The organism is Pantoea sp. LS15 (genome assembly GCF_012241585.1).
In the GTDB taxonomy this organism is placed as follows: domain Bacteria; phylum Pseudomonadota; class Gammaproteobacteria; order Enterobacterales; family Enterobacteriaceae; genus Enterobacter.
The window spans coordinates 140,414-163,815 of the sequence record NZ_JAAVXA010000008.1; the positions used below are offsets into that span (position 1 = coordinate 140,414).

Sequence of the window (23,402 nt, forward strand, 5' to 3'; positions counted from 1 at the left end):
TTAAATAGCCCTCCTCCCTGTTAAGCGATTAACGGGCAGGTATCGTTCACCCTGGAAAAAGATTATGAAAACCATAACAACCTCCATCGCGGCATTGCTCCTCCTGACAGGGTGCGATAATGCGCAAATATCTGCTCCCCAACGTCCTCTTCCGGAAGTGGGGATTGTCACCCTCATGAGCCAGCCTGTTTCCGTCGTCAGTGAGTTGACGGGCCGCACCACCGCAGCCATGAGCGCCGAAGTGCGCCCGCAGGTAGGCGGCATTATTCAAAAGCGGCTGTTCACCGAAGGCGATACCGTTAAAGCCGGACAGGCGCTGTATCAAATTGACCCTTCCAGCTATCGCGCGGCGTTTGATGAAGCCGCCGCAGCACTAAAACAGGCCCAGGCGCTGGTAGCGGCCGACTGCCAGAAAGCCCAGCGCTATGCACAGTTGGTGAAAGACGACGGCGTGTCACGTCAGGATGCGGAAGACGCGAAATCTACATGCGCGCAGGACAAGGCCAGCGTCGAGTCAAAGAAGGCCGCGCAGGAGAGCGCTCGTATTAACCTCAACTGGACCACCGTGGCCGCACCGATTACCGGACGCATCGGCATCTCCTCCGTCACCCCCGGCGCCCTGGTGACCGCCCAGCAGGATACCGCGCTGGCGACCATTCGCGGTCTGGACAGCATGTACGTCGATTTGACGCGCTCCAGCGCCGATCTGCTGCGCTTACGTAAACAAACCCTCGCCACCAACAGCGACACGCTGAGCGTGTCGTTAATCCTGGAAGACGGCAGTACCTACAGCGAAAAAGGTCACCTGGCGCTGACAGAAGTCGCGGTGGATGAATCTACTGGCTCGGTTACGCTGCGCGCCGTCTTCCCTAACCCGCAGCATCAGCTGCTGCCGGGGATGTTCGTGCGCGCCAGAGTGGATGAAGGCATCATGAACGAGGCGATCCTCGCGCCACAGCAGGGCATTACCCGCGATGCCAAAGGCAATGCCACCGCGCTGGTCGTTGATGCCAGCAACAAAGTGGAACAGCGTCAGCTGGAAACGGGCGAGACATACGGTGACAAATGGCTGGTGCTGAGCGGCCTGAAAGCAGGCGATAAGCTGATTGTTGAGGGCACCGACAAAGTCACCACCGGCCAGGAAGTGAAAGCCGAAGAGATGAAAACAAACGGAGGAAACGCCTGATGTTTTCCCGTTTCTTTGTGCGTCGCCCGGTATTTGCCTGGGTGATCGCTATTCTGATTATGCTCGCGGGTATGCTGGCGATCCGCACACTGCCGGTTGCGCAGTACCCGGACGTCGCCCCGCCATCGATCAAGATTTCCGCCACCTACACGGGTGCGTCGGCGCAGACGCTGGAAAACAGCGTCACCCAGGTCATTGAGCAACAGCTGACCGGGTTGGATAACCTGCTCTACTTCACCTCCACCAGCAGTTCGGACGGCTCGGTCAGCATTAACGTGACCTTCGAACAGGGAACCGACCCGGACACCGCGCAGGTTCAGGTGCAGAACAAAGTCCAGCAGGCAGAATCACGCCTACCAACCGAAGTACAGCAGTCGGGGATCACGGTCGAAAAATCGCAGAGTAACTTCCTGCTGATCGCGGGCGTGTACGATAAGACCGACAAATCCAGCAGTTCCGATATTGCCGACTGGATGGTCAGTAACGTGCAAGATCCGCTGGCACGTGTTGAAGGCGTGGGTAGCTTGCAGGTGTTTGGTGCTGAATACGCTATGCGCATCTGGCTCGACCCGGCGAAGCTGGCCTCTTACGCGCTGATGCCGTCCGACGTTCAAAGCGCGATTGAAGCGCAGAACGTGCAGGTTTCTGCTGGTAAAATCGGTGCGCTGCCGTCATCAAACGCACAACAGCTGACCGCCACCGTGCGCGCCCAGTCGCGCCTGCAAACGGTCGATCAGTTCAAAAATATCATCATCAAAAGCAAGACCAACGGCTCAGTCGTCCACATCAGCGATGTCGCGCGTGTAGAGATGGGCAGTGAAGATTACACCGCGACCGCGAAGCTGAACGGCCACCCGGCTGCGGGTATGGCTGTGATGCTTTCCCCGGGTGCTAACGCGCTGGATACCGCCACGGCGGTGAAGAACAAAATCGCTGAATTTAAACGTGCGATGCCGGAAGGCTACGACGTTGCCTACCCGAAAGACAGCACCGAGTTCATCAAGATCTCGGTTGAGGATGTGATCCAGACGCTGTTCGAAGCCATTATCCTCGTGGTGGTGGTGATGTACCTGTTCCTGCAAAACATCCGCGCCACGCTTATCCCGGCGCTGGCCGTGCCGGTGGTGCTGCTGGGTACGTTTGGTGTCCTGGCGCTGTTCGGGTATTCCATCAACACCCTGACACTGTTTGCGATGGTGCTGGCGATAGGGCTGCTGGTAGATGACGCCATCGTGGTGGTGGAAAACGTCGAGCGTATTATGCGCGACGAAGGGCTGCCCGCCCGCGAAGCGACCGAAAAATCGATGGGTGAAATCTCCGGCGCGCTGGTCGCCATTGCTCTGGTGCTTTCCGCGGTGTTCCTGCCGATGGCGTTTTTCGGCGGCTCCACCGGAGTTATCTATCGTCAGTTCTCGGTAACCATTATTTCGGCGATGACCCTCTCGGTCGTGGTGGCGCTGACCCTGACTCCGGCGCTTTGCGGCTCGGTACTGAGCCACACCCCACCGCACAAAAAAGGCTTCTTCGGTGCATTTAACCGCTTCTACAGCAAAACCGAACACGGCTATCAGAACAAGGTACTGCGCGCACTGCGCCGCTCCGGCGGGATGCTGGTCATCTACGCCCTGCTCTGCGGCGCAATGGGGCTGGCGATGTTGAAACTGCCGGGCAGCTTCCTTCCAACGGAAGACCAGGGCGAAATCATGGTGCAGTACACCCTGCCAGCAGGGGCGACAGCAGTGCGTACCGCAGAGGTGAGCCGCCAGGTGCGCGAGTGGTTCCTCACCAAAGAGAAAGCCAATACCGACGTTATCTTTACCGTTGAGGGCTTTAGCTTCAGCGGCAGCGGCCAGAATGCCGGGATGGCGTTTGTCTCGCTGAAAAACTGGTCTGAGCGTAAAGGCACTGAGAACACCGCCCAGGCCATTGCCCTGCGTGCCACGCAGGAGCTGAGCACCATTAGTGATGCCACCATTTTTGCCATGACGCCACCTTCGGTCGACGGTCTGGGGCAAAGCAACGGTTTTACCTTCGAGCTGATGGCCGCCGGTAATACCGACCGTGAAACCCTGCTGAAAATGCGTAACCAGCTGATTGGCGAGGCGAATCAGGATAGCGACCTGCACACCGTACGTGCCAACGATCTGCCGCAGATGCCACAGTTGCAGGTGGATATTGATAACAACAAAGCCGTGTCTCTGGGGCTCTCCCTCAGCGATGTGACCGATACGCTCTCAAGCGCCTGGGGCGGAACCTACGTGAACGACTTTATCGATCGTGGTCGCGTGAAAAAGGTCTACATCCAGGGTGACAGCGATTACCGCGCCGTGCCGTCCGATCTGAACAAATGGTATGTACGCGGCAGCGACAGCACCATGACGCCGTTCTCTGCGTTCGCTACCACCCGCTGGGAATACGGCCCGGAAAGTCTGGTGCGTTACAACGGATCGGCAGCGTATGAGATTCAGGGCGAAAACGCCAGCGGCGCGAGCTCCGGTACGGCGATGAGCAAAATGGAGCAGCTGGCAAACAGCCTACCATCCGGCACCACATGGGCGTGGAGTGGTTTGTCGTTGCAGGAAAAACTGGCGAGCGGTCAGGCGATGAGCCTGTATGCCCTCTCCATTCTGGTGGTGTTCCTGTGCCTTGCCGCGCTGTATGAAAGCTGGTCGGTACCGATTTCGGTCATCATGGTGATCCCGCTTGGTGTACTGGGGGCAGCAGTGGCCGCCACCCTGCGCGGCCTGAACAACGACGTTTACTTCCAGGTGGCGCTGTTGACCACCATTGGCCTGTCGTCGAAAAACGCCATTCTGATTGTTGAATTCGCCGAGGCAAAAGTGGCTGAGGGGTATTCCCTGACCCGGGCCGCTATCCGCGCCGCTCAGACGCGTCTGCGCCCTATCATCATGACCTCGCTGGCGTTTATTGCGGGTGTGACACCGCTGGCCGTGGCAACAGGTGCAGGGGCCAACAGCCGCGTGGCGATCGGTACGGGCATCATCGGCGGTACGCTCGCCGCAACACTGCTGGCTATCTTCTTCGTCCCCCTATTCTTTGTACTGGTGAAACGTCTGTTCTCCGGTAAGCGCGCAAACCGGAGGTCATAATGTTTCGCGTCTCTGTTTTAGTGTTAGCTCTGTTGAGTGCGGGCTGTGTCTCGCTCGATCCAACCTATCAACGGCCTGATGCCCCCGTCCCGGCGACATTGCCGGGCGCGCACGGCGAAGCGACGACCGTGGTCAGCCAGTGGCAGCAGGTGATGAACGATGAGCGTCTGAAAAGCGTGGTGACAATGGCGCTCAACAGTAACCGCGATGTGCAAAAAGCGATTGCCGATATCGACGCCGCCCGCGCCCAGTACGGTGAAACCCGCTCGTCATTGTTCCCGACGGTGGACGCAGAACTGAGTCATACCCGCAGCCGCACGCTGGCAAGCAGTGTGACCACCAGCGATGAGGCAAATGGCGCTGTCTCCAGCTTCGAGCTGGATCTGTTCGGCCGTAACCAGAGCCTGTCCCGGGCGGCACGTGAAACCTGGCTTGCCAGCGAATTCACCGCCCAGAACACCCGCCTGACGATGGTCAGCGAGCTGACGACGGCCTGGGTTACTCTCGCCGCCGATAACAGTAACCTGGCGCTGGCGAAATCGACGATGGAGAGCGCCGTAAACTCGCTCAACATCGTGAAGCGTCAACAACAAGTTGGCGTCGCGGCGGCAACGGACGTCAGCTCAGCGATGGCGGTTTACCAGCAGGCGCGGGCCAGCGTGGCGAGTTATCAAACCCTGGTTATGCAGGACAAAAACGCCCTGAATCTGCTGGCGGGCGCGACCGTACCGGATAACCTGCTGCCCGGTACGCTGGAGAGTCTGAGCGATAACGCCATCACCCTGATCCCGGCAGGCGTCAGCTCCAGCACGCTGCTGCGCCGCCCGGATATTCAGGAAGCCGAACATAACCTGCTGAGTGCCAACGCCAATATCGGCGCCGCACGCGCCAACTTCTTCCCGACGATTTCGCTCACCGCCAGCGCAGGGGTGGGCAGCGATTCGCTGTCGTCCCTGTTCAGCCACGGTATGAAGGTCTGGTCGTTCGCACCATCCATCACCCTGCCGCTGTTTAGCGGCGGCAACAACATGGCGCAGCTGCGCTACGCTGAGGCAGAGAAAAAAGGGTTAATTGCCACCTACGAGAAAACCATCCAGAGCGCGTTCAAAGATGTAGCCGATGCGCTAGCGCGTCGCGAAACGCTGAGCGAACAGCTTGATGCCCAGCGTGAATACGTGGCCGCCGAGCAGAAAACGCTGGATGTGGCAACGCGCAGCTATCAGGCCGGCGCGGGAGATTATCTGACGGTACTGACCGCGCAGCGGTCGCTGTGGTCGGCGCAGGAATCGTTGATTGCGCTGCAGCAAACCGACCTGGAAAACCGCATCACACTGTGGCAGTCGCTGGGCGGCGGGATTCACTAACTTCATCGGTGGGCGATTCTCATGCGCAGAAAAGAGAAAATCATACTTTTGTCTGGAATCGCTACACTGAATGTAACGATATATTTCATGGGAAGCATGTGACGTTAACTGGAGGTTTCAATGAAAGCTGCGCACCTGGTCTGCCTGCTGGTTTGTCTGCTCTTCGCCGCGTTTGTCCATGCTCAGGAAAAGGAGGATCCGGCGAAAGAGGCGCAAATAAAGCAGCAGGTCCTTAAAGATATTAAGAAAACCTGTACGCCACAGAAAAAGCAGAGCGATAAAGCCTGGCAGGAGATGATTTTGTCGTCCGAGGCCAATCAACTGCTGATCAAAAACGCCATTACTGCCGTGAAGCGCGACAATCTGGACGCTTACTGGGCGGCGGTTGGTCAGGTGGATTGTATGGAAGATTATTAAGCACGCCGCTACGTTTCCCATGACGAGTCTGGTTTAGGGCTCCTGGCTGCACGCCACAGGCAATCGTCCCATGTTATGCTGGGAAAAAACCAACATAACAGGGGAGAACATGGGTTCCACACGCAAAGGGATGCTGAACGTCCTGATCGCCGCCGTTTTATGGGGAAGCTCAGGGGTTTGCGCGCAGTACATCATGGAGAAAAGCCATATTTCTTCGCCTTACCTGACTATGGTTCGCCTGCTGTTTACCGGTGTTATTCTGCTCACGCTTTCCTTCGTGCACGTCGACAAGATTTTCTCGGTCATCAAAAATCGCAAAGATGCCCTCAGCCTGCTGATTTTCTCGCTGGTTGGCGCGCTCACCGTGCAACTCACTTTCCTGCTGACGATTGAAAAATCTAACGCCGCCACCGCGACAGTGTTGCAGTTCCTCTCACCGACCATCATCGTGGCGTGGTTTGCGCTGGCGCGGAAAAAACGTCCTGGTGTGTTTGTGTTATCCGCGATAATGACGTCGCTTATCGGCACGTTCCTGCTGGTGACGCATGGCGATCCAACCTCACTCTCTATTTCGCCTGCGGCTCTGTTCTTCGGTATCGCCTCGGCGTTTGCAGCCGCGTTTTATACCACTTACCCATCAACGCTGATCGCCCGCTACGGCACGCTGCCGATTGTCGGCTGGAGTATGTTAATTGCCGGGTTAATGCTGACGCCGTTCTACGCCGGGCGCGGAACAACGTTTGTCATTGATGGCAGCCTGCTGCTGGCGTTCTTCTACCTGGTGGTGATCGGTACGGCGCTGACGTTCAGCCTGTACCTGAAAGGTGCACAGATGATTGGCGGGCCGAAGGCGAGCATTCTGAGCTGTGCCGAGCCGCTGAGCAGCGCGCTATTGTCGGTTATCCTGCTGGGTGTGGCGTTCACTCTGCCGGACTGGCTGGGCACGCTGCTGATTGTGTCGTCGGTGGTACTGATTTCGATGGATTCGAGAAGACGGGTTCAGACATCGGCGTAGCCAGATTCCCTCTCCCACGGGAGAGGGAGAAAACCACTACTTCGCTTTAACCTTACCCGCCACCAGCAGCGCCGTCAGCAGCATCAGCGTACCGGAAATCACCAGCGGTGACGTCAACCCCAGATGGTCGAGCGCAACACCGCCGATGGCTGCACCGCAGGTGTTCGCCAGCTGGATCACCGCCACCTGAATCGAACCGGCTTTTTCCGCCTGATCGGCCAGTGAGCGGGTGATCCACGTTGACCAGCCCACCGGCACCAGCGCAAAGGCAAAGCCCCAGATAATGGCAATCGCTGACGCCACCCATTTATCGCCACCCCACAGCACCAGCACTGTGGCACTGACAGCCAGCACCAGCGGTGCACCCGCCAGCGCCACTTTCAGGGAGCGTTTCAGGAACTGGGACGAAAGTGAGGTGCCCACAAAGCTGGCGATACCGAAGCTCAGGAGCACCAGCGTCAGGCCATCCACGTCAAATCCCGCCATGGTCATAAACACCGGACGGATGTATGTGAAGAAGGCAAACTGCCCGGCGAAAGACATAAAGATAGCAGTCATCCCCGCCAGCACACCCGGGCGCTTCAGCAGGCTGAACATGTTCTGTTTGTGATGCGACGCTTCACCCGGCAGGGACGGCAGTGCTTTCCACACCCAGATAATGCACAGAAAACCCATTACCGCCGCCGCGTTAAAGACGTTTCGCCAGCCGATAATCCCACCAAGGAAACTGCCCAGCGGCGCGGCGATCACCAGAGCAATAGAAACGGCACCAAAGATAACGGACAACGCTTTTGGCACCGTGCGCGCAGGTACAAGCCGCATGGTCAGTGAGGCGGACATTGCCCAGAAGCCGCCCAAGCCTAAGCCCAGACAGGCACGACCGAGCAGCAGCAACGTGAAGCTTTCAGCAAACGAGACCAGCAGGCAGGAGAGTGTCAGTAGCACGCTAAACAGAATAACCACTTTGCGGCGGTCAATGGTGCCAATCACCTGTGTGATAAACAGGCTGGCGAACATCGCCACAAAGGCGGTTACGGTAACAGACTGTCCCGCCACACCTTCGGAAATGCCCAGATCCTGCGCCATGGGCGTCAGCAGGCTGACCGGTAAAAACTCAACGGTAATCAAGCAGGCGACGCAGAATGCCACGGAGAAAACCGCCGACCAGTTCGGGCGTGAAACCTCTTTGGTCTGCGGTCTGGTCGTGGGCTGGATATGTTCGGTCATGGGCGTCACCTGGAGATAAAAACGTGCGGAAAAGTCGCGCAGTTTATCATCAAAAGTGTGACGAATTTAACGATTTGACAACTTTTCTTTCATCGCTGCATTCGCCAGGCCAACGATCCACTCCTGATGCCCGTTAATCATCGGGTTTGGCACGATACGCGCCAATTCCTGCGCCGGAACGCCTTTCTGCGACTCCTGAGTCAGAATGCGTACGCGGTTGGCGGGCAGGTCTTCAAACAGCCACGCGTGGATCACGTCCAGGCGTGAGTTCGCCTTCCCTTCCACCCAGCCGTGCCAGGCGATACGCGCGGCTTCACCGTCAACCGGTGGAACATATTCCGTCACCTGCGCCTCAACCGGGAAGCCAAAAGTGGTGAAGCGGAAGCGGGCGTTAGCACTCAGTTCAGGGCCGCTGCCGTCGTGGAAACGAATATCTTCGGCGTTGCTGTAATAACCCGGCCACAGGGTCGTGTCGTTGAGTTGCGCCCAAATCTCTTTGGCGCTCAGCCCGGCGACGATGATTTCGTTAGATGCAAAGTTATCGGTGGTGCCTGGCAGGTAGTCGTTCGGCCAGATAATCGCGGATTGTTTCATGGTTCACCTCGTCATGTTGTTGATGAGGTGATGTTGCGCTCACGAGTGGTATAAATCTAATGATGATACTTTATACTCTTCATCACGATTCGTGATATCAGTGCAGGTAAAACACGCCCTCTTGCGGCAAGAAGAGCTGATTGTAGCGTAGCTGGAAGGCATTAAGTTCCTGCAGATCGGGCTCGATCTCGCGCATAAAGCCGAGCGCGAGTCGGACTTGCGCATCGGTGATTGGCGCACCCAGGCGGGCTTTACGCAGCATGCGGTGCCAGGTGTGCAGGTTCTCTTCGCTACCATCGACGATGCAGACCTGCCAGATCAGCAACACTTGTGCCGCGTTTTGCAGGTGCGCCTCGTCCGGACGCTCAAGATAACGGATAAACTCATTCCCCGGCGTTTTGCCAAACTGGTCGATCATCGACTCAACGGGCATCGGGGTGATCCCCAGACGTTCGCTTAAGCGTTTGATGGCGCGTCGGGAATCCGAGGTCAGGATCCGAAATCCGACCACAAACACCACAGCAAGCGTTGCCAGCATTATCCAGACCATGCGTTCTCCTTAGAATAGCCGCTCATCATAGCGGGAAACGCAGGGCGTCAAAAGCGGGCAGAACCATAATAGTGAACTGAAAAGCGCTGGAAAAAGGGCAGGAAAGCCACTTTGGTTTTTATTGGGGCAATTGTATATCCACGGTGTATGGTCAATGCCTGGCGGTAACGAATAATCACTTCAGGGAAAGAGCGAACATGTCCATAACAATCAGTGTCCTGCTGGAGAATAACCGGTATCAATCACATCCATGCAATTTTCGGCGGTTTCCATCTTCGCTGTGCGTCACCGCATAAGCTCTGGGCAGTCAGGCAGTTTCTGCGCGGCCTACAGCTCGACAAAATAATGGGCTGCCATTGTACGGGTAAATGGGGCAATTTGTGGTTGCCCGGCACAGTCACCCCGTCAACAGGGGATATTTTTGTTTTGGGGTAGGTCTTAACCCAGTTAATAAAAAAGCCCGGCGGTCAGCCGGGCAAAGAAGTCACCTGCACACTCAGGCTGCTTTCAATTTTTGCTTCTGCGCACGATTCTCTCGGCGGATCTTACGTTCTTCCAGCACCGCGACCATCGCCATCAGGACGATACAGCCGATGGCTGCGGCATCCAGCGCGGCGAAGGTACCTGCCCAGCCGGTGAGGCCGAAAACTGGCGTGCCGTCGGCGATCATCCCCAGACCGAGCTTGGCGAAGCTGTCGCCGATCAGGTAGGCGAAGGTGCCCTTAATCCCATCGGCGGCACCGATCGCTTTTTTCGGTACAAAACCAACCGCCGCCACGCCGATCAGCAGCTGTGGACCAAACACCAGGAAGCCGAGCGCGAACAGGGATGCCAGATAAACGTACTGGTTGCTGGCATGCTGGTACACACCGAGGGTGGCGATAATCAGCGCCAGCGCAATGCAGGCCACCAGCGCACGACGTCCATTGGCAAGGTCAGAAAGCCAGCCCCACAGCAGCGTGCCAACCAGCGCGCCCACTTCGAACAGGGTAAAGCCCTGGATCGCGACTTCTTTAGAGAGCTTCAGCTCCTGGAAGGCATACACGGTTGACCACTGGTCGATACCGATACGCACCACGTACAGGAAGATGTTCGAGAAACATAACAGCCAGATCACTTTGTTTTTCAGCACGTACTCAACAAAGATCTGCCATTTGGTCATCTCGTTTTCTTCGGTTTCTTTGTCCTCTTCGCTGATCTCCTCGCCAAACAGCTCTTCAGCTTTGCCGAGGCCATAAGATTCCGGGGAATCACTACCAAAGCGCAGGCCGATAAAGCCGACAATCAGGGCGATAATCGACGGGAAGATAAACATGCCGATCACATGGCCGTCGAACAGATAGTTGGCACCGAACAGAGCCACGCCCGCCGCACCGGCACCACCGAGGTTGTGGGAGATGTTCCACATGCCAAGATACGACCCACGCTTACGGCGCGGCGTCCATTTGGTGATGGTGGAATAGCTGCACGACCCGCCGGTACTCTGGAAGAAACCGCTCAGGGCGTAGAAGGCAATCATCAGGAACAGGCTAACCGAGCCCGCGCCCATGCTGGCGCTAAAGCCGAGCATACAGATGGCAGAGAGGATCAGCATAAACGGCAGGAACTGCTTGGTATTTTTGCCGTCAGCGTAATAGGAAACCAGCGTTTTACCCACGCCGTAGGTGATGGAGAAGCCCAGGCCAATCATCCCCAACTGCGTCATGCTCAACCCATAGGTCGAGATCATGTCATTCTGCGCGATGTTAAAGTTTTTGCGGATCAAGTACATGGTCAGGTAGCCGATAAAGACTACCAGATAGGACTGCATGAACGGCTTGAACCACATTTTGCGCCGCACATCGAGCGGCAGATCCAGGGTCGGCTTGCGCACCTGGTTTAAGAAGGCCAGCATGGTTGGTTTACTCCTGAGCTGATTTTTACCGCATTGTAAAAATCAGCCGGGAGAGATGCCTGAGACAGCGTCCAGGTGAAACCGGGAATATTTCCTAGTTTTGCCCCTTTCGGGACGAAAAGGTGAGGCGTATCACGCTTCGCGCGGTGCCTGGGCGTGCAAAAACGGTAACAGCAGCAGAGCAGAAATCCCCGCCGCAATGGCAATCACCGCGAAGAAACCGCTCCAGTGCCAGATGTCGATGACCCGCGCCAGCGGCCAGCCGGAGAGCGATGCGCCGAGGTAGGCAAACAGCCCGACAAAGCCCGTTGCCGCGCCAGCCGCCTCTTTGTGCGAGCACTCTGCCGCCGCCATGCCGATCAGCATCTGTGGACCAAACACAAAGAAACCGGTGGTGAAGAAGCACGCCGCCTGCATGACGTAGCTGGCAAACGGCATCAGCCACAGTGAGCCTACCGAGAGCAAAATCCCGGCAGCAAAAATGAGGTTCATCGGGCCACGGTTGCCGTTGAACAGCTTGTCCGAACCCCAGCCCGCCACCAGCGCGCCGATAAACCCGCCCAGTTCAAACATGGTCACCGCCGAGTTGGCCGTCACCAGATCCACGCCGAGCGTCTCAGACATGTACAAATTACCCCAGTCATTGATCGCCGCGCGCACTACGTAGACCAGCACATAACAGAGCGACAGCAACCAGATATAGGGGTTCTTCAGCACGTATTTGGTGAGGATTTCTTTGCGGGTTAACCCTGCCCCTTCCTGCTGCTGGGCAATCTCCATTTCATCATGACGCCAGTCACCCACCGCAGGAAGACCTACGGTCTGCGGCCTGTCACGCAAACGCCAGCAGAGGAACAACCCGGCGATAATCGCTAACCCGCCCGCAATCATCATGCCTGCACGCCAGCCGTAATGCAGCGCTGCTGCGCCGACGACGATGGGGATCAGCGCGCCACCCACGTTATGCGCGGTGTTCCAGACTGCCCACCAGCCGCCACGCTCGTTGCGCGAGTACCAGGTAGTGAGCAGACGGGCACAAACCGGGGCTCCCCAGCCCTGGAAGAAGGCGTTCAGCGCCCACAGCAGCGCAAAGGCCCACAGTGAGGTGGAAAAACCAAACAGGATATTCACCACTCCCGTGGCAATCAGCCCAAAGCCCATAAAATAACGGGCGTTGGAGCGGTCACTGACGATGCCGGAGAAGAACTTCGACAGGCCATAGGTGATGTAAAACAGCGTCGCCAGCAGGCCGATGTCGGTGCGGGTCATCACGCCGCTGGCGAGGATCTCCGGCGCGGCGGCGTTGAAGCTTTTGCGGGTGAAGTAGAACAGCGCATAGCCGAGCCAGATGGTGATCAGGATATGGCGACGCCAGTAACGGTAACGGGCGTCAATTTCATTTTTATCGCTGATTGGGGCGGCAATAGCAGGGGTCTTAAACATGGTAACTCCTCAGCGGCAAACTGACGCTGACGCGCGTCCCGTGGGTGCAGGAGATGTTCAGCGTGCCGCCCAGCGCCTTCACGCGCTCGCGCATACCTGCCAGGCCAAATCCCTGCTGACCGGAGCCCGGCGGCAGGCCGCAGCCGTCATCTTCAATCACCAGCATCAGACGCTCGTCCTGCTGCCAGGCCTGCAACGTTACCGCGCTGGCATTGGCGTGCTTCACGATATTATTCAGCCCTTCCTGACACACCCGAAACAGTGTCACCCGCTGGCCTTCACTCAACAGCGACTCTTCAATCCGCCAGTCGAGATGGCTGACAATCCCGCGGCTTTCCAGCTCCATCTCGCGCATCAGGGAACGCACGGCCTGCTCAAGGGAAAGATCGTCCAGCTGGCGTGGACGTAACCTTCCGAGCAAACGCCTTACCGAGTCATACACACCCAGCGAGAGCTGTTCGATATGCGCTCCGCCCTGCTTCACACCGGCGTTTTCCGCCGCCAGACGCTGAACGATGCCCGCCTGCGTGCGGATGGCGGTAATGGTCTGGCCGATGTCATCGTGCAGCTCACGCGCCACCTCCTGTCGTACGCTCTCTTCGGTTTCCAGCAGGCGTTCCGCCAGACGACGGTTACGCGCCAGCTCGGTTTGCAACGACTGGTTCAGCTCACGCAGCCGTTGAATACCCGCCCCGAGCAGCAACCCGGTCAGGCTCTGGGCCAGCAGCGAGAGCAGTAAGTCTACCGGATGATCGTGCCAGGTCTGGCTGGCAATTAGCGCTATGGCGTTCATCAGGGTGGCGATAAGCGCCCCTTGCCAGCCGTAATGCCAGGCAAGCGCAATAATCGGCAGGGCCAGACAAAACGGCGTAAAGCGCGAGAGCTCAGCGGGCAGACCAAGCTGCAGCCACAGGCTTACCACAAACAGCAGCAGATACCAGATGAGGTGCCGTGCGCGCCAGTTCACGGGCTGCGAGACCAGTGCCGGACCGAGCGGCTGCCAGACGGTGCTGGTGAGGTAATGCCAGATCACCAGGCAGGTTGGCGCGAGCGTCAGGCCGCCGGTAAGGGTCAGTAGCAGCGCGTTGAGCATCTCTTTTTCGCCCACCCAGGGCAGAGACTGAAGCAGCGCGGCGGCAATCAGCGCCGCCCCCTGACGCAACAGCGTGCGCCAGTCGCGCTGGTGACGGTATCGGGAAATCAGCGCAACCGGGAAAAGCGTGAGCAGGCTTCCGGTCATCAATAAGGGCAGATGCGCGAGGGCGACTTCCTGCGCCAGCCAGACCAGCATCAGCCACTCTGCGCCCAGCAAAACAGGCCAGTAGCCACGCGGGCATTGCAGCATTAACCCCAGACGCAGGCCGAACGGGAACAGCAGTACTGCCAGTTCCGGGCGCTCCACCAGATGCAGGCTGATGCTCCACAGGCAAAACCAGGCTGCAGAGAAGATAAAAAAGCTGGCGACGACGGCGATCAGCCGCGAAAGCACGGGACTCATTGCCAGCTATCAAACATGCGGCGCGCCAGCTCGACATCGTTGCTGACGTTGAGTTTTTCCATCAGATTGGCGCGGTGAACGTGAACCGTTTTCGGCGACAGATCCAGCTCAGCGGCAATCTCTTTCACCGACATCCCCTGAGCGAGCTTCTCCGCCACCTGACGCTCGCGTTTGGTCAGCGGATCCTGGCGTCCGGCAGCCAGCTTGATGGCGATATCCGGTGTCAGATAGCAACCGCCGGTAGAGACGGTGCGCACGGCGGCGATCAGTTCGTCCGGGCTACAGCGTTTAGAGAGAAACCCACGCGCGCCCGCGTTAAGCGCCTGCTCCACCAGCGCCGGGCTGTCATGGACCGAAAGCATAATGATCGCCATTCCCTTCGGTAACTGAGTCAGCAGTTCCAGCCCGGAGAGATCAGGCATTGAGATGTCACAAATACAGACCTGCACCCCACGTCCGGGTAAACCCGCCAGCGCCTCGCGCCCGGAGCCAAACTCTGCGACGACCTCAAAATCAGGTTCAAGGTTCAAAAGCTGAGCAAATCCGGAGCGGACGATAAGGTGGTCGTCGATAAGAGCGATGGTCGTCATGGCGCGTTCCTGGCGAGCAGATAAAAAAACGCGCTTACCTTAACGATAAGCGCGTGGGTGTTCAAGCAATGAGCGATTTATTCGAAGAACACCGCAATTTTGTTAAACATGGTGGGATCGGACTGGTTGCGCGCCACTCTGGTGACATCTTCCAGCTTATCGATCTGCGCCATCATCTGTTCCAGACGCTGATCGTCGTTGACCAGCAGCCAGATGCGGCTGTGCTCGCTGCCCTGAATCGGCAGACAGAGAATGCCTTCGACGTTAAATGCACGGCGGGCGAATAGCCCACATACGTGCGTCATGACGCCAGGGTGGTTGCGGACGGTGAGTTCCAGAATGACGTTATCATGTTGTTTCTGCATGGCTTATTCCCCCACCATCTCAGTATTTGCCGCACCCGGCGGCACCATCGGATACACTTTTTGTTCAGGGTCGATACGCACGTGGATCAGCGCCGGGCCAGGGCGTGAAATCGCCGCTTGCAACGCCGCGTGGGCATCCTCTTCAGCGTTCAAATCGCAGGTATGCAGGCCAAATCCGGCGGCAATCTGCATAAAGTTGATCATACCGGGATAGGTCGCGGCAAACACGCCCTGCTTATAGAACAGGCTCTGCTGCTGATGCACCAGCCCCAGCGCTTCGTTGTTCATCAGGATGATTTTGACGTCTAACTGGTTTTCGGCCGCGGTCGCCATTTCCTGAATGTTCATCATCAGGCTGCCATCACCGGAGAAACAGATAACCTTGCGGTCCGGATTCGCCAGCGCCGCGCCCACAGCGGCAGGCAGGCCAAAGCCCATGGTACCCAGGCCGCCGGAAGTCAGCCACTGACGCGGACGGTTCAGCGGATAAGCCTGTGCGGTCCACATCTGATGCTGGCCTACGTCGGTGGTGATGATCGCGCTGTCGTCCACGCAGGCGGCAACGGCGTTAATCAGTCCGTAGTGGCTGAGCGGGTCGCCTTCCGTTGGGATGGCACCAGGGAATTCCTGTTGCAGGTCAGCCACCAGCTGACGCCACTCTTCACGCCCGGTCGCCTCCGTTTGCGGGATCAGCTGCGCCAGTACCTCAGCCACATCCCCCTGAATCGCGACGTGCGGCTGTTTGATTTTCCCAAGCTCGGCGCGATCGATATCCACGTGAATGATTTTGGCATTCGGACAGAACTGCTCGGTTTTACCAATCGCCCGGTCATCAAAACGTGCGCCGAGAACAATCAGCAAATCAGCCTCTTGCAGAATGTAGTTGGTGCTGCGCGCACCGTGCATCCCCAGCATCCCCAGTGACAGTGGATGCGCTTTCGGCAGCATGCCAAGCGCCATCAGCGTCATGGTGGTGGGCAGGTTGGCTTTCTCTGCCAGCTCACGCACCGCATCAGAGGCATTAATCGCCCCGCCGCCCAGGTAAAGCACCGGACGTTTGGCGGCGTTAATCATGGCTGCAGCATCACGTACGCTCTCTTCGCTAAATTCTGGTGCGGGGGCACGCTCGCCCGGCTCAGGCAGAACATCGATCTCGATCTCTGCGGTCTGGACATCCTTAGGAATGTCTATCCACACCGGGCCTGGACGGCCGGACTGTGCAATGCGAAACGCATCGCTGATAACTTGCGGAAGCTCGGCAATATCGCGAACTAAATAGTTATGTTTGGTGATGGGGATAGAGATGCCGTAGGTATCCACTTCCTGGAACGCATCAGTACCAATCATTGATGATGGCACCTGGCCGGTAATGCAGATCAGCGGGATGGAGTCGAGACGCGCATCGGCAATGGCGGTCACCAGGTTGGTCGCCCCGGGACCGCTACAGGCCATACAGACCGCCGGTTTGCCCTGCGTACGCGCCATGCCCTGGGCGATAAATCCCGCCCCCTGCTCGTGACGCGCCAGTACGTGGCGGATCTGTGTGCTTTGGCTTAACGCATCATACAGCGGCAGTACCGTCCCGCCAGGGATACCCGCAACCGTGGTGATGCCCTGTCGTTCCAGTAAATGAACGATTAACTGCGCGCCAGTAAAACGCGTCTTCGTGGATGTTGTGCCCGAACTTGCCATGCTCCAGTCCTTTTCTTCTGGGCCGACTTTCCGGGGAGGCTCTTAAACGAAAAACCCCGCCCGGTTTGCGCCGGCGGGGTTTTGGATTCGTGTGTTGATCCAGTCCCTACGGCGCATTGCCGACGACCACCACCACACGCACGACGACCACTGCGGCTGGTTGCGCAGTTTTTAGTAGGGTCGAAGTGAAGATGGATGAAGTCATTGGGGACCTGTGTTTGGAATCATTGATGGAATTTATACAAACACAGGTTTTCTGGCGTGACAATGGAAATATTTTCATCTGCGCAAAAATGCGTCAGGGATCACGTTTCGTTTGTTGGATGATGGCACTCAAAAAGCCGGTTTTAACTCACTCAATAAACAGAGCTGGTGATACCCCAAATCTGGCCGCCAGCTTTTTAATATGGTTCAGAGTAAGCTGTCTTTGACCATTCAGAACCCGTGAAACCATTGATTTACTGCCAATTTCATCCTGAAAATCCGATATCGTCAGGTTGTATTGATCCATTAAGGTTCTTAAAACCGCAATACCGACAGGAACAGACTCCATCTCCTTGCGTAATGCGACTATCTCAGGCCGATTGGCTTCGTAACGGCTAATCCTGGCGCACACAATATCCAACAAGGGGCTATCGGGCTCGTTCATGAGCAGATACTCAACCAGCTCAAGCGCATCTTTATAATCTTTCTCGCTCGGATGTTCACCCAGTAAAGGAACTGCCGTAACAAGGGCATGCGTAGCTTTCATTGCATCAGCGACGATCATCATTTCTTCCCCTTAGTGCGATGTTTCTCCGTAAAACGGTCATATTCCTTATGAGTAAAAACATGGCGCACATAAAACTTTTGGCTTTCAAAGAAAATGAGAGCCACTACTCTGAGATTGTTGTTTGCAATATCAATAACATAATGCTTATCCAGATACTTAAAGTTATCCAGCGTCGGAAACAGTTTTTTCAGCGCAGCAGGCGTCGGACAATGGCTCTTTTCGATGGTGCGGCCCAAAAAGAGAAGTTCTTCTTTGTGCTGCGGAAACTGAGTTACCGCATCCAAAATAGCTTTCATAGAGATTAAATGCATACTGCATGCCTGCCGCGTCCGTTGCCATTATGGCAACGATGACATTCATTGCCAATAAGTCAACAGGCATTTTTGGTGCGTAGCCCAGAAAACAAAAAACCCCGCCTAAGCGAGGTTTTTATCAGGGTTTTGCGGTTGGTCGCCGCAGAACACACTGTGTTACGTCAACGCAAAAAGTATACGCGATCGCAGGAGAACGCGCAATTCCGGCACGGATTTTGACGTTTTGAGTATGGATCGTCTTCCTAATTTTGTCCATAAATACTGTTCATACATACAGTATTTGTCTATACTGAGGGTGTTCGCAGTGCGCGAGGGGGCCGCTGTTTTACCGGCGCAATAAAGTCCTGGCTGAAACGGGTGGTGCCGTCAGTGCCTTAACCCCCGAAGTGAGCACACTGTGTTACGTCAATCCAGATGCTGGCAACAGGCGGCGGAAAGGTACGCCAGCATCGTGCTCCTTTTTACCAAAAGGAGACGCGTATGAGCGTAGTGGATATGGTGATACTTATCCTCAAACTCATTGTTGCTGTACTGCAACTGCTTGATGCTGTCCTGAAATACCTTCGGTGATTCAGGTTCAAGTCGCACCTGAGAGGGGCGGGCAACCGCCCCTCTTTAATAACGAGGGAATGCTATGTCGCGTCTGTTAATTGAGCCTGTCACACCGGATGAGCCGGGGTATATCGCCCTGAAGGCGGAAAGTATCGCATTGAATTTCAACATGCTGCGCAGGCTGGAAGAGAACTGGCAGCGGGGTGAGAACCGCTTTAACGCGCCGGGTGAAAAGCTACTGGGGGCGTTTCTCAACGGCAAACTGGTAGGCGTGTGCGGCCTCAACCGCGATCCCTTCAGCCAGCAGCCGCGTGCCGGGCGCATTCGCCACCTCTATGTCAGCGAGAAATGCCGTGGGATGGGCATTGGCAAACAGCTTTTGACCGTGGTGATGGCCGATGCCAGCATCTGGTTTGATTTTCTCAATACCCATGCGCCTGATACTGCGTACGGGTTCTATCGCCAGGCAGGTTTTACGCTGGTCTCGGACGAACCGCGGGTGACGCACCGCCTTTTTTGTGCGGTGTAACTGGCTGGCAGCATCAGGGTGTGAATGTTACAGTTGAGTGACAATTCATTAGCCGATACACCATGACCATCACCGTTTTCTGCATTTTGCTCTTCGCCGCACTGCTGCATGCCAGCTGGAACGCCATCGTCAAAGCCGGAACGGACAAGCTCTATTCCGCGATTAGCGTCAGCGGCTCCGCTGCGCTGATTGCCCTGGTACTGCTCCCCTTTTCTCCACAGCCATCCGCAGCAAGTTGGCCTTTTTTGATTGTCTCCTGTGCCTTACAGGTGGTGTATACCGTACTGGTGGCGAAGACGTATCAGGTCTCAGACATGAGCCAGACCTATCCATTAATGCGCGGGACAGCCCCGTTGCTGGTGGCGCTGATCAGCGTGCTGGTGCTCGGGGATAGCCTCTCATGGCTCGCATGGTCCGGCATCGGCGTGATTTGCCTGTCAATTCTTGCCATGGCGATGAATGGCCGTATGCGGTCGCGCAAAGGGATTTGGCTGGCGCTACTCAACGCATGTTTTATCGCCGGGTATACGCTGGTGGACGGAACGGGTGTACGTTTATCCGACACTGCACTGGGTTATACGCTCTGGACCTTCTTTATGAACGGCTTCTGTCTGCTGTGCTGGGCGATGGTAGCGCGACGACGCGAAGCCTCTCGTTACCTGGGTCTGCACTGGAAAAAAGGGCTGCTTGGCGGCGTCGGGACGATGGGATCGTATGGCCTGGCATTATGGGCGATGACTCAGGCTCCGCTGGCGGTTGTGGCCGCGCTACGTGAAACCTCAATTCTCTTCGGTGCGTTAATTGCTTTTGTGCTTTTGAAAGAGAAGGTTGCTGGTCTGCGCATCGCTGCTGCGCTGGGTATTGCCGGTGGGGCTATCCTGCTACGCCTGGCGTAATCCACTGGCAACATTAGTTGCCGATCTTGTTTACAAATCCTGCCTTTACCGGTTTTTTCATTCACCACAACAATGCTTAAATTGTCATCTCTCTGTGGTAGATTCCTCGCGCATTTATGGTAATGCGCAGTCACTTATTCTTCATTTTTCTCTTTTGGCAAAAGTATTCAGCGACATGAAAAAACAAAGGAACGTTAACTTATTGTTGATGCTGGTGTTACTGGTGGCCGTCGGTCAGATGGCACAAACCATCTACATTCCGGCGATTGCCGACATGGCAAAGGAACTTAACGTCCGTGAGGGCGCAGTACAAAGCGTGATGGCGGCCTACCTGCTGACCTATGGCGTTTCGCAGTTGTTCTATGGGCCGCTCTCCGACCGTATCGGCCGCCGCCCGGTGATTTTAGTCGGTATGTCTATTTTCATGGTCGCCACGGTGATCGCGATGACCACCCACAACCTGACCGTGTTGATTGCCGCCAGCGCCCTGCAGGGTGTCGGCACCGGCGTTGGCGGGGTGATGGCGCGTACCTTACCGCGGGATATGTATCAGGGCACTCAGCTTCGCCATGCTAACAGTTTGTTGAACATGGGGATTCTGGTCAGCCCGCTGCTGGCCCCGCTGATTGGTGGACTGCTGGATACCATGTGGTCCTGGCGTGCCTGTTACGCTTTCCTGCTGGTGCTGTGCATGATCGTCACTTTTAGCATGGCGCGCTGGATGCCGGAAACGCGCCCGCAAGACGCACCGCGTACGAAGCTTATCGCCAGCTATAAAACGCTGTTCGGCAACGGGGCGTTCACCTGTTACCTGTTGATGCTGATCGGTGGCCTGGCGGGTATTGCGGTGTTCGAAGCCTGCTCCGGTGTACTCCTGGGCGCAGGGCTTGGCCTGAGCAGCATGGTGGTCAGTATTCTGTTTATTCTGCCTATTCCTGCGGCGTTCTTCGGTGCCTGGTTTGCCGGACGTCCCAACAAACGTTTCTCGACGTTAATGTGGCAATCGGTCATTAGCTGCCTGCTGGCAGGCGTAATGATGTGGATCCCGGGGCTGTTCGGCGTGATGACCGTCTGGACGTTGCTGATCCCGGCGGCACTGTTCTTCTTCGGTGCGGGGATGCTGTTCCCGCTCGCCACCAGCGGCGCGATGGAGCCGTTCCCGTTCCTGGCAGGCACTGCGGGGGCGCTGGTGGGCGGTTTGCAGAATATCGGTTCCGGTGCGCTGGCCTGGCTCTCCGCTATGATGCCGCAGACCGGTCAGGCTAGTTTGGGTTTGCTGATGACGCTGATGGGACTGCTGATTTTACTGTGCTGGCTGCCGCTGGCGTCGCGTGTCCCGCATCACGAGCAACCGGTTTAACCGCATGATGGCCCGGCTTTTCGCCGGGCTTTTCACAGACAGGGGTGATCATCGCCTGCAGCAGCGGTTCTGGTGCGGGTCGCCAGGCCCCCTCTTCCCCGTCGTAAAACTGGAAATCCGCGTTGATCGCATAGGGGATTTTCGCCTTTTGCAGCTCACAGGCCATAAAGGTAGCAAAGGCCATTTGCGAAGCGGTTGGGGTGAAGTGGCTTGATTCCCCCACACCCCAACCCCCGACCCAGCTAACGTGTCCGGTTTTTTGTTGCCAGTGCAGCGCGGTAGTGATGCGATTATGAATCGCGGCTTTCTCCGCCGCCGTCCCGGACGTCCACGGATATTTACCGCTATTTTTCAGCGGCCCCCACGGGAAAATGTGCCACTCCGCCAGAAGGTAGTTTTGGCTGTGCGCAGGGAGCTTCAGGCTGGATAAATCTTCCGGTGCGGCACGCAGGCGGGGAGCGATAAAAATCATGCGATTAGCATCAATTGCATGAATGTCTTTGATTGTCTTCTCATACACACGGTTGAGCGATGCCGTATTGTGATTGAGCTTGTCCGCAGGTTCGTAGATCAGGTCAAAACCCAGCAGTGGCGAGCTTTGGCCGAAATAGTGCGCGACAGCAATCCACCAGTTGATCACCTCTTTCTCGTTATCCGCTTTCGGGTCATTTTTATATTCATCAGCCTGATAAGAGATAATCGGGATCACACCGTATTGCTCGCAGGCTTCCACCAGCTTGCGCAGATGAATCAACCGCGCTTCCGTCGGCTCATCGGCTACTCGGATGCGCACGTGGGTAATGCCCTTTGCGCGAAAATCGCGCACCACCAGCGGGTCGAATTCGCGGATCCCGCGTTCGGTACGCGCCCAGTCGACATCGAGACCCACACCCAGCAGCTGCGCATAGCGGGCAGCTGTCATCGGCGGCTCAGCAGCAATGGCCAAGCCGGAAGCGATCAGTAACGCAGAGGCAATAAAAGGCTTTAACACGGTTTACCCTGGATAAATCGAAAGCATTACCTGTATTTAGCACGCTTTTTCACATTTGGTGTAGAGCCAAAGCGTAATAATTCTTCAGCTTGCCAGTTCTCTCAGCCAGCCAATAAAGGCGTCTATTTTCGGCCACTGGCGACCAGAAAGCGTCGAGATATAGTAGTGCTGATGACATTTCAGTGTCTTTTCACCAAACGGGGCGATCAGCTCGCCCCGTTCGAGCCGTTTTTGCACCAGCCGCTTTCTGCCCATCGCGACGCCTACGTGGTTGATGGCCGCAATAATCGCTAAATCAGAACGATCGAAACCAATTCCAGATGATGGTGGCATATTCACTGCAAAATGCTGCGCCCAGCTCAACCATTCATCCGTACCGGAATCGTTGCTCCAGGCCTGACGGTCATGCAGCAGCGTGCAGTGACTGAGGTTATCGGCGTTTTTCAGCAGTTCATGCTCGCGGGCATACTGCGGTGAGCAGACAGGCAAAATCTCCTCATCCATCAAAAAGTGATGAGAAAGGTGATTTGGCGGCGTATCGTCAAAATACAGCGCAAGATCGACACCCGTTCGCTGCATGTTGACGTAATCATTGCCGGTCAGAATAGTGAGAGAAATAGACGGGTAGCGGCGGGTAAAATCCCCCAGCATGGGGACCAGCCAGCACTGGGCAATCGACGGTCGGGAATAAACCGTCAGCGTGCCGGACAGCGCCTGGTTTTTGATGTCCAGGATCTCCTGGTTCAGGGTGTCGAGTGAGGATTTGAGCGTCCAGTAAACGCGTTTTCCCTCCTGCGTCAGCTCCACTTTACGGTGCGAGCGGACAAACAGCTGAATACCCAACTCCTCTTCCAGCAGGTTGATGCGGTGACTCACTGCGCTGGGGCTGAGCGACAACTCTTCCGCAGCCAGCGCGAAGGACTCGTGCCGGGCAGCCACCTCAAAGGTGTACATTTTCGACAGCTGCCAGCCGTTTAACAGCCGATTTCGGGCTTCATTCACATCGTTCATCACAATTCCCACGCCTTATTTTCATGTTCAGC

The 23,402-nt window shown here is 56.6% G+C and carries 23 protein-coding genes and 1 pseudogene; 10 read left to right on the forward strand and 14 right to left on the reverse strand.

All coding sequences use genetic code 11. The annotated features are described in order from the left end of the window. The first annotated feature begins 64 nt into the window (after positions 1–64). The 5 genes from HED65_RS13850 to HED65_RS13870 all read left to right on the forward strand — a co-directional run bounded on the left by HED65_RS13850 (position 65) and on the right by HED65_RS13870 (position 7,092). Complete coding sequence (locus HED65_RS13850; RefSeq protein ID WP_114979009.1) at positions 65–1,186, forward strand: efflux RND transporter periplasmic adaptor subunit; 1,122 nt, start codon at positions 65–67, stop codon at positions 1,184–1,186. Then, on the forward strand, positions 1,186–4,296 hold the full coding sequence (locus HED65_RS13855; protein ID WP_114979010.1) for an efflux RND transporter permease subunit: 3,111 nt from the start codon (positions 1,186–1,188) through the stop codon (positions 4,294–4,296). The genes HED65_RS13850 and HED65_RS13855 overlap by 1 nt, the downstream gene beginning before the upstream one ends. After that, on the forward strand, positions 4,296–5,660 hold the full coding sequence (locus HED65_RS13860) for an efflux transporter outer membrane subunit (RefSeq protein WP_114979011.1): 1,365 nt from the start codon (positions 4,296–4,298) through the stop codon (positions 5,658–5,660). Before HED65_RS13855 ends, HED65_RS13860 begins: the two co-directional genes overlap by 1 nt. A gap of 120 nt (positions 5,661–5,780) precedes the next feature. Then, complete coding sequence (locus HED65_RS13865; RefSeq protein ID WP_114979012.1) at positions 5,781–6,077, forward strand: YicS family protein; 297 nt, start codon at positions 5,781–5,783, stop codon at positions 6,075–6,077. Between the two features lie 109 nt (positions 6,078–6,186). Continuing rightward, complete coding sequence (locus HED65_RS13870) at positions 6,187–7,092, forward strand: DMT family transporter (RefSeq protein WP_114979013.1); 906 nt, start codon at positions 6,187–6,189, stop codon at positions 7,090–7,092. A gap of 36 nt (positions 7,093–7,128) precedes the next feature. Here HED65_RS13870 and nepI read toward each other — a convergent pair whose 3' ends face one another. The 3 genes from nepI to HED65_RS13885 all read right to left on the reverse strand — a co-directional run bounded on the left by nepI (position 7,129) and on the right by HED65_RS13885 (position 9,463). Continuing rightward, positions 7,129–8,319, reverse strand: coding sequence for a purine ribonucleoside efflux pump NepI (gene nepI / locus HED65_RS13875; RefSeq protein WP_114979014.1), 1,191 nt, complete (start codon positions 8,317–8,319; stop codon positions 7,129–7,131). 66 nt (positions 8,320–8,385) lie between these two features. Continuing rightward, entirely contained in the window at positions 8,386–8,913 is a 528-nt protein-coding gene (locus HED65_RS13880) for an SRPBCC family protein (protein WP_114979015.1), read from the reverse strand. A gap of 97 nt (positions 8,914–9,010) precedes the next feature. Next, positions 9,011–9,463, reverse strand: a complete 453-nt coding sequence (locus tag HED65_RS13885) for a DUF1198 domain-containing protein (RefSeq protein ID WP_114979016.1) — start codon at positions 9,461–9,463, stop codon at positions 9,011–9,013. Positions 9,464–9,682: 219 nt separating this feature from the next. Here HED65_RS13885 and HED65_RS22700 point away from each other — a divergent pair. After that, a pseudogene (locus HED65_RS22700) lies at positions 9,683–9,898 on the forward strand (MBL fold metallo-hydrolase); the annotation flags it as partial. 61 nt (positions 9,899–9,959) lie between these two features. Here the strand turns inward: HED65_RS22700 and uhpT are convergent. The 9 genes from uhpT to HED65_RS13930 all read right to left on the reverse strand — a co-directional run bounded on the left by uhpT (position 9,960) and on the right by HED65_RS13930 (position 18,028). Further along, positions 9,960–11,357 carry a hexose-6-phosphate:phosphate antiporter UhpT gene (gene uhpT, locus HED65_RS13890; protein WP_114979017.1) on the reverse strand — a complete coding sequence of 466 codons (1,398 nt, stop codon included), beginning with the start codon at positions 11,355–11,357 and terminating at the stop codon, positions 9,960–9,962. 132 nt (positions 11,358–11,489) lie between these two features. Next, on the reverse strand, positions 11,490–12,800 hold the full coding sequence (locus HED65_RS13895; protein WP_114979018.1) for an MFS transporter: 1,311 nt from the start codon (positions 12,798–12,800) through the stop codon (positions 11,490–11,492). After that, positions 12,793–14,298 (reverse strand): signal transduction histidine-protein kinase/phosphatase UhpB, encoded by a 1,506-nt coding sequence (uhpB, locus tag HED65_RS13900; RefSeq protein ID WP_114979019.1) that lies wholly within the window; start codon positions 14,296–14,298, stop codon positions 12,793–12,795. Before uhpB ends, HED65_RS13895 begins: the two co-directional genes overlap by 8 nt. Further along, positions 14,295–14,888, reverse strand: coding sequence for a response regulator transcription factor UhpA (gene uhpA / locus HED65_RS13905; RefSeq protein ID WP_114979020.1), 594 nt, complete (start codon positions 14,886–14,888; stop codon positions 14,295–14,297). The genes uhpB and uhpA overlap by 4 nt, the downstream gene beginning before the upstream one ends. A gap of 77 nt (positions 14,889–14,965) precedes the next feature. After that, complete coding sequence (ilvN, locus tag HED65_RS13910) at positions 14,966–15,253, reverse strand: acetolactate synthase small subunit (protein ID WP_033144334.1); 288 nt, start codon at positions 15,251–15,253, stop codon at positions 14,966–14,968. Positions 15,254–15,256: 3 nt separating this feature from the next. Continuing rightward, on the reverse strand, positions 15,257–16,945 hold the full coding sequence (gene ilvB, locus HED65_RS13915) for an acetolactate synthase large subunit (protein ID WP_114979021.1): 1,689 nt from the start codon (positions 16,943–16,945) through the stop codon (positions 15,257–15,259). Between the two features lie 106 nt (positions 16,946–17,051). Further along, positions 17,052–17,150, reverse strand: a complete 99-nt coding sequence (gene ivbL / locus HED65_RS13920; RefSeq protein ID WP_057979964.1) for an ilvB operon leader peptide IvbL — start codon at positions 17,148–17,150, stop codon at positions 17,052–17,054. Positions 17,151–17,297: 147 nt separating this feature from the next. Next, positions 17,298–17,714: a helix-turn-helix domain-containing protein gene (locus HED65_RS13925; protein WP_114979058.1), complete on the reverse strand. Its 417-nt coding sequence runs from the start codon at positions 17,712–17,714 to the stop codon at positions 17,298–17,300. After that, positions 17,714–18,028: a type II toxin-antitoxin system HigB family toxin gene (locus HED65_RS13930; RefSeq protein ID WP_032662028.1), complete on the reverse strand. Its 315-nt coding sequence runs from the start codon at positions 18,026–18,028 to the stop codon at positions 17,714–17,716. Before HED65_RS13930 ends, HED65_RS13925 begins: the two co-directional genes overlap by 1 nt. Positions 18,029–18,511: 483 nt before the next feature. On the opposite strand from HED65_RS13930, the gene tisB reads away from it, so the two are divergent. The 4 genes from tisB to emrD all read left to right on the forward strand — a co-directional run bounded on the left by tisB (position 18,512) and on the right by emrD (position 21,368). Continuing rightward, positions 18,512–18,601 (forward strand): type I toxin-antitoxin system toxin TisB, encoded by a 90-nt coding sequence (gene tisB, locus HED65_RS13935; RefSeq protein WP_020684667.1) that lies wholly within the window; start codon positions 18,512–18,514, stop codon positions 18,599–18,601. A gap of 64 nt (positions 18,602–18,665) precedes the next feature. Continuing rightward, complete coding sequence (locus tag HED65_RS13940; protein ID WP_114979022.1) at positions 18,666–19,112, forward strand: GNAT family N-acetyltransferase; 447 nt, start codon at positions 18,666–18,668, stop codon at positions 19,110–19,112. Positions 19,113–19,174: 62 nt separating this feature from the next. After that, positions 19,175–20,008: an EamA family transporter gene (locus HED65_RS13945; protein ID WP_114979023.1), complete on the forward strand. Its 834-nt coding sequence runs from the start codon at positions 19,175–19,177 to the stop codon at positions 20,006–20,008. A gap of 175 nt (positions 20,009–20,183) precedes the next feature. Continuing rightward, positions 20,184–21,368: a multidrug efflux MFS transporter EmrD gene (gene emrD / locus HED65_RS13950; RefSeq protein ID WP_114979059.1), complete on the forward strand. Its 1,185-nt coding sequence runs from the start codon at positions 20,184–20,186 to the stop codon at positions 21,366–21,368. On the opposite strand, the gene HED65_RS13955 is transcribed toward emrD, so the two are convergent. Together HED65_RS13955 and dsdC are read right to left on the reverse strand one after the other, a co-directional pair. Then, positions 21,271–22,359: a cellulase family glycosylhydrolase gene (locus HED65_RS13955; RefSeq protein WP_114979024.1), complete on the reverse strand. Its 1,089-nt coding sequence runs from the start codon at positions 22,357–22,359 to the stop codon at positions 21,271–21,273. The genes emrD and HED65_RS13955 overlap by 98 nt on opposite strands. An 84-nt stretch (positions 22,360–22,443) precedes the next feature. Then, on the reverse strand, positions 22,444–23,370 hold the full coding sequence (dsdC, locus tag HED65_RS13960) for a DNA-binding transcriptional regulator DsdC (protein ID WP_114979025.1): 927 nt from the start codon (positions 23,368–23,370) through the stop codon (positions 22,444–22,446). Positions 23,371–23,402 lie beyond the last annotated feature (32 nt).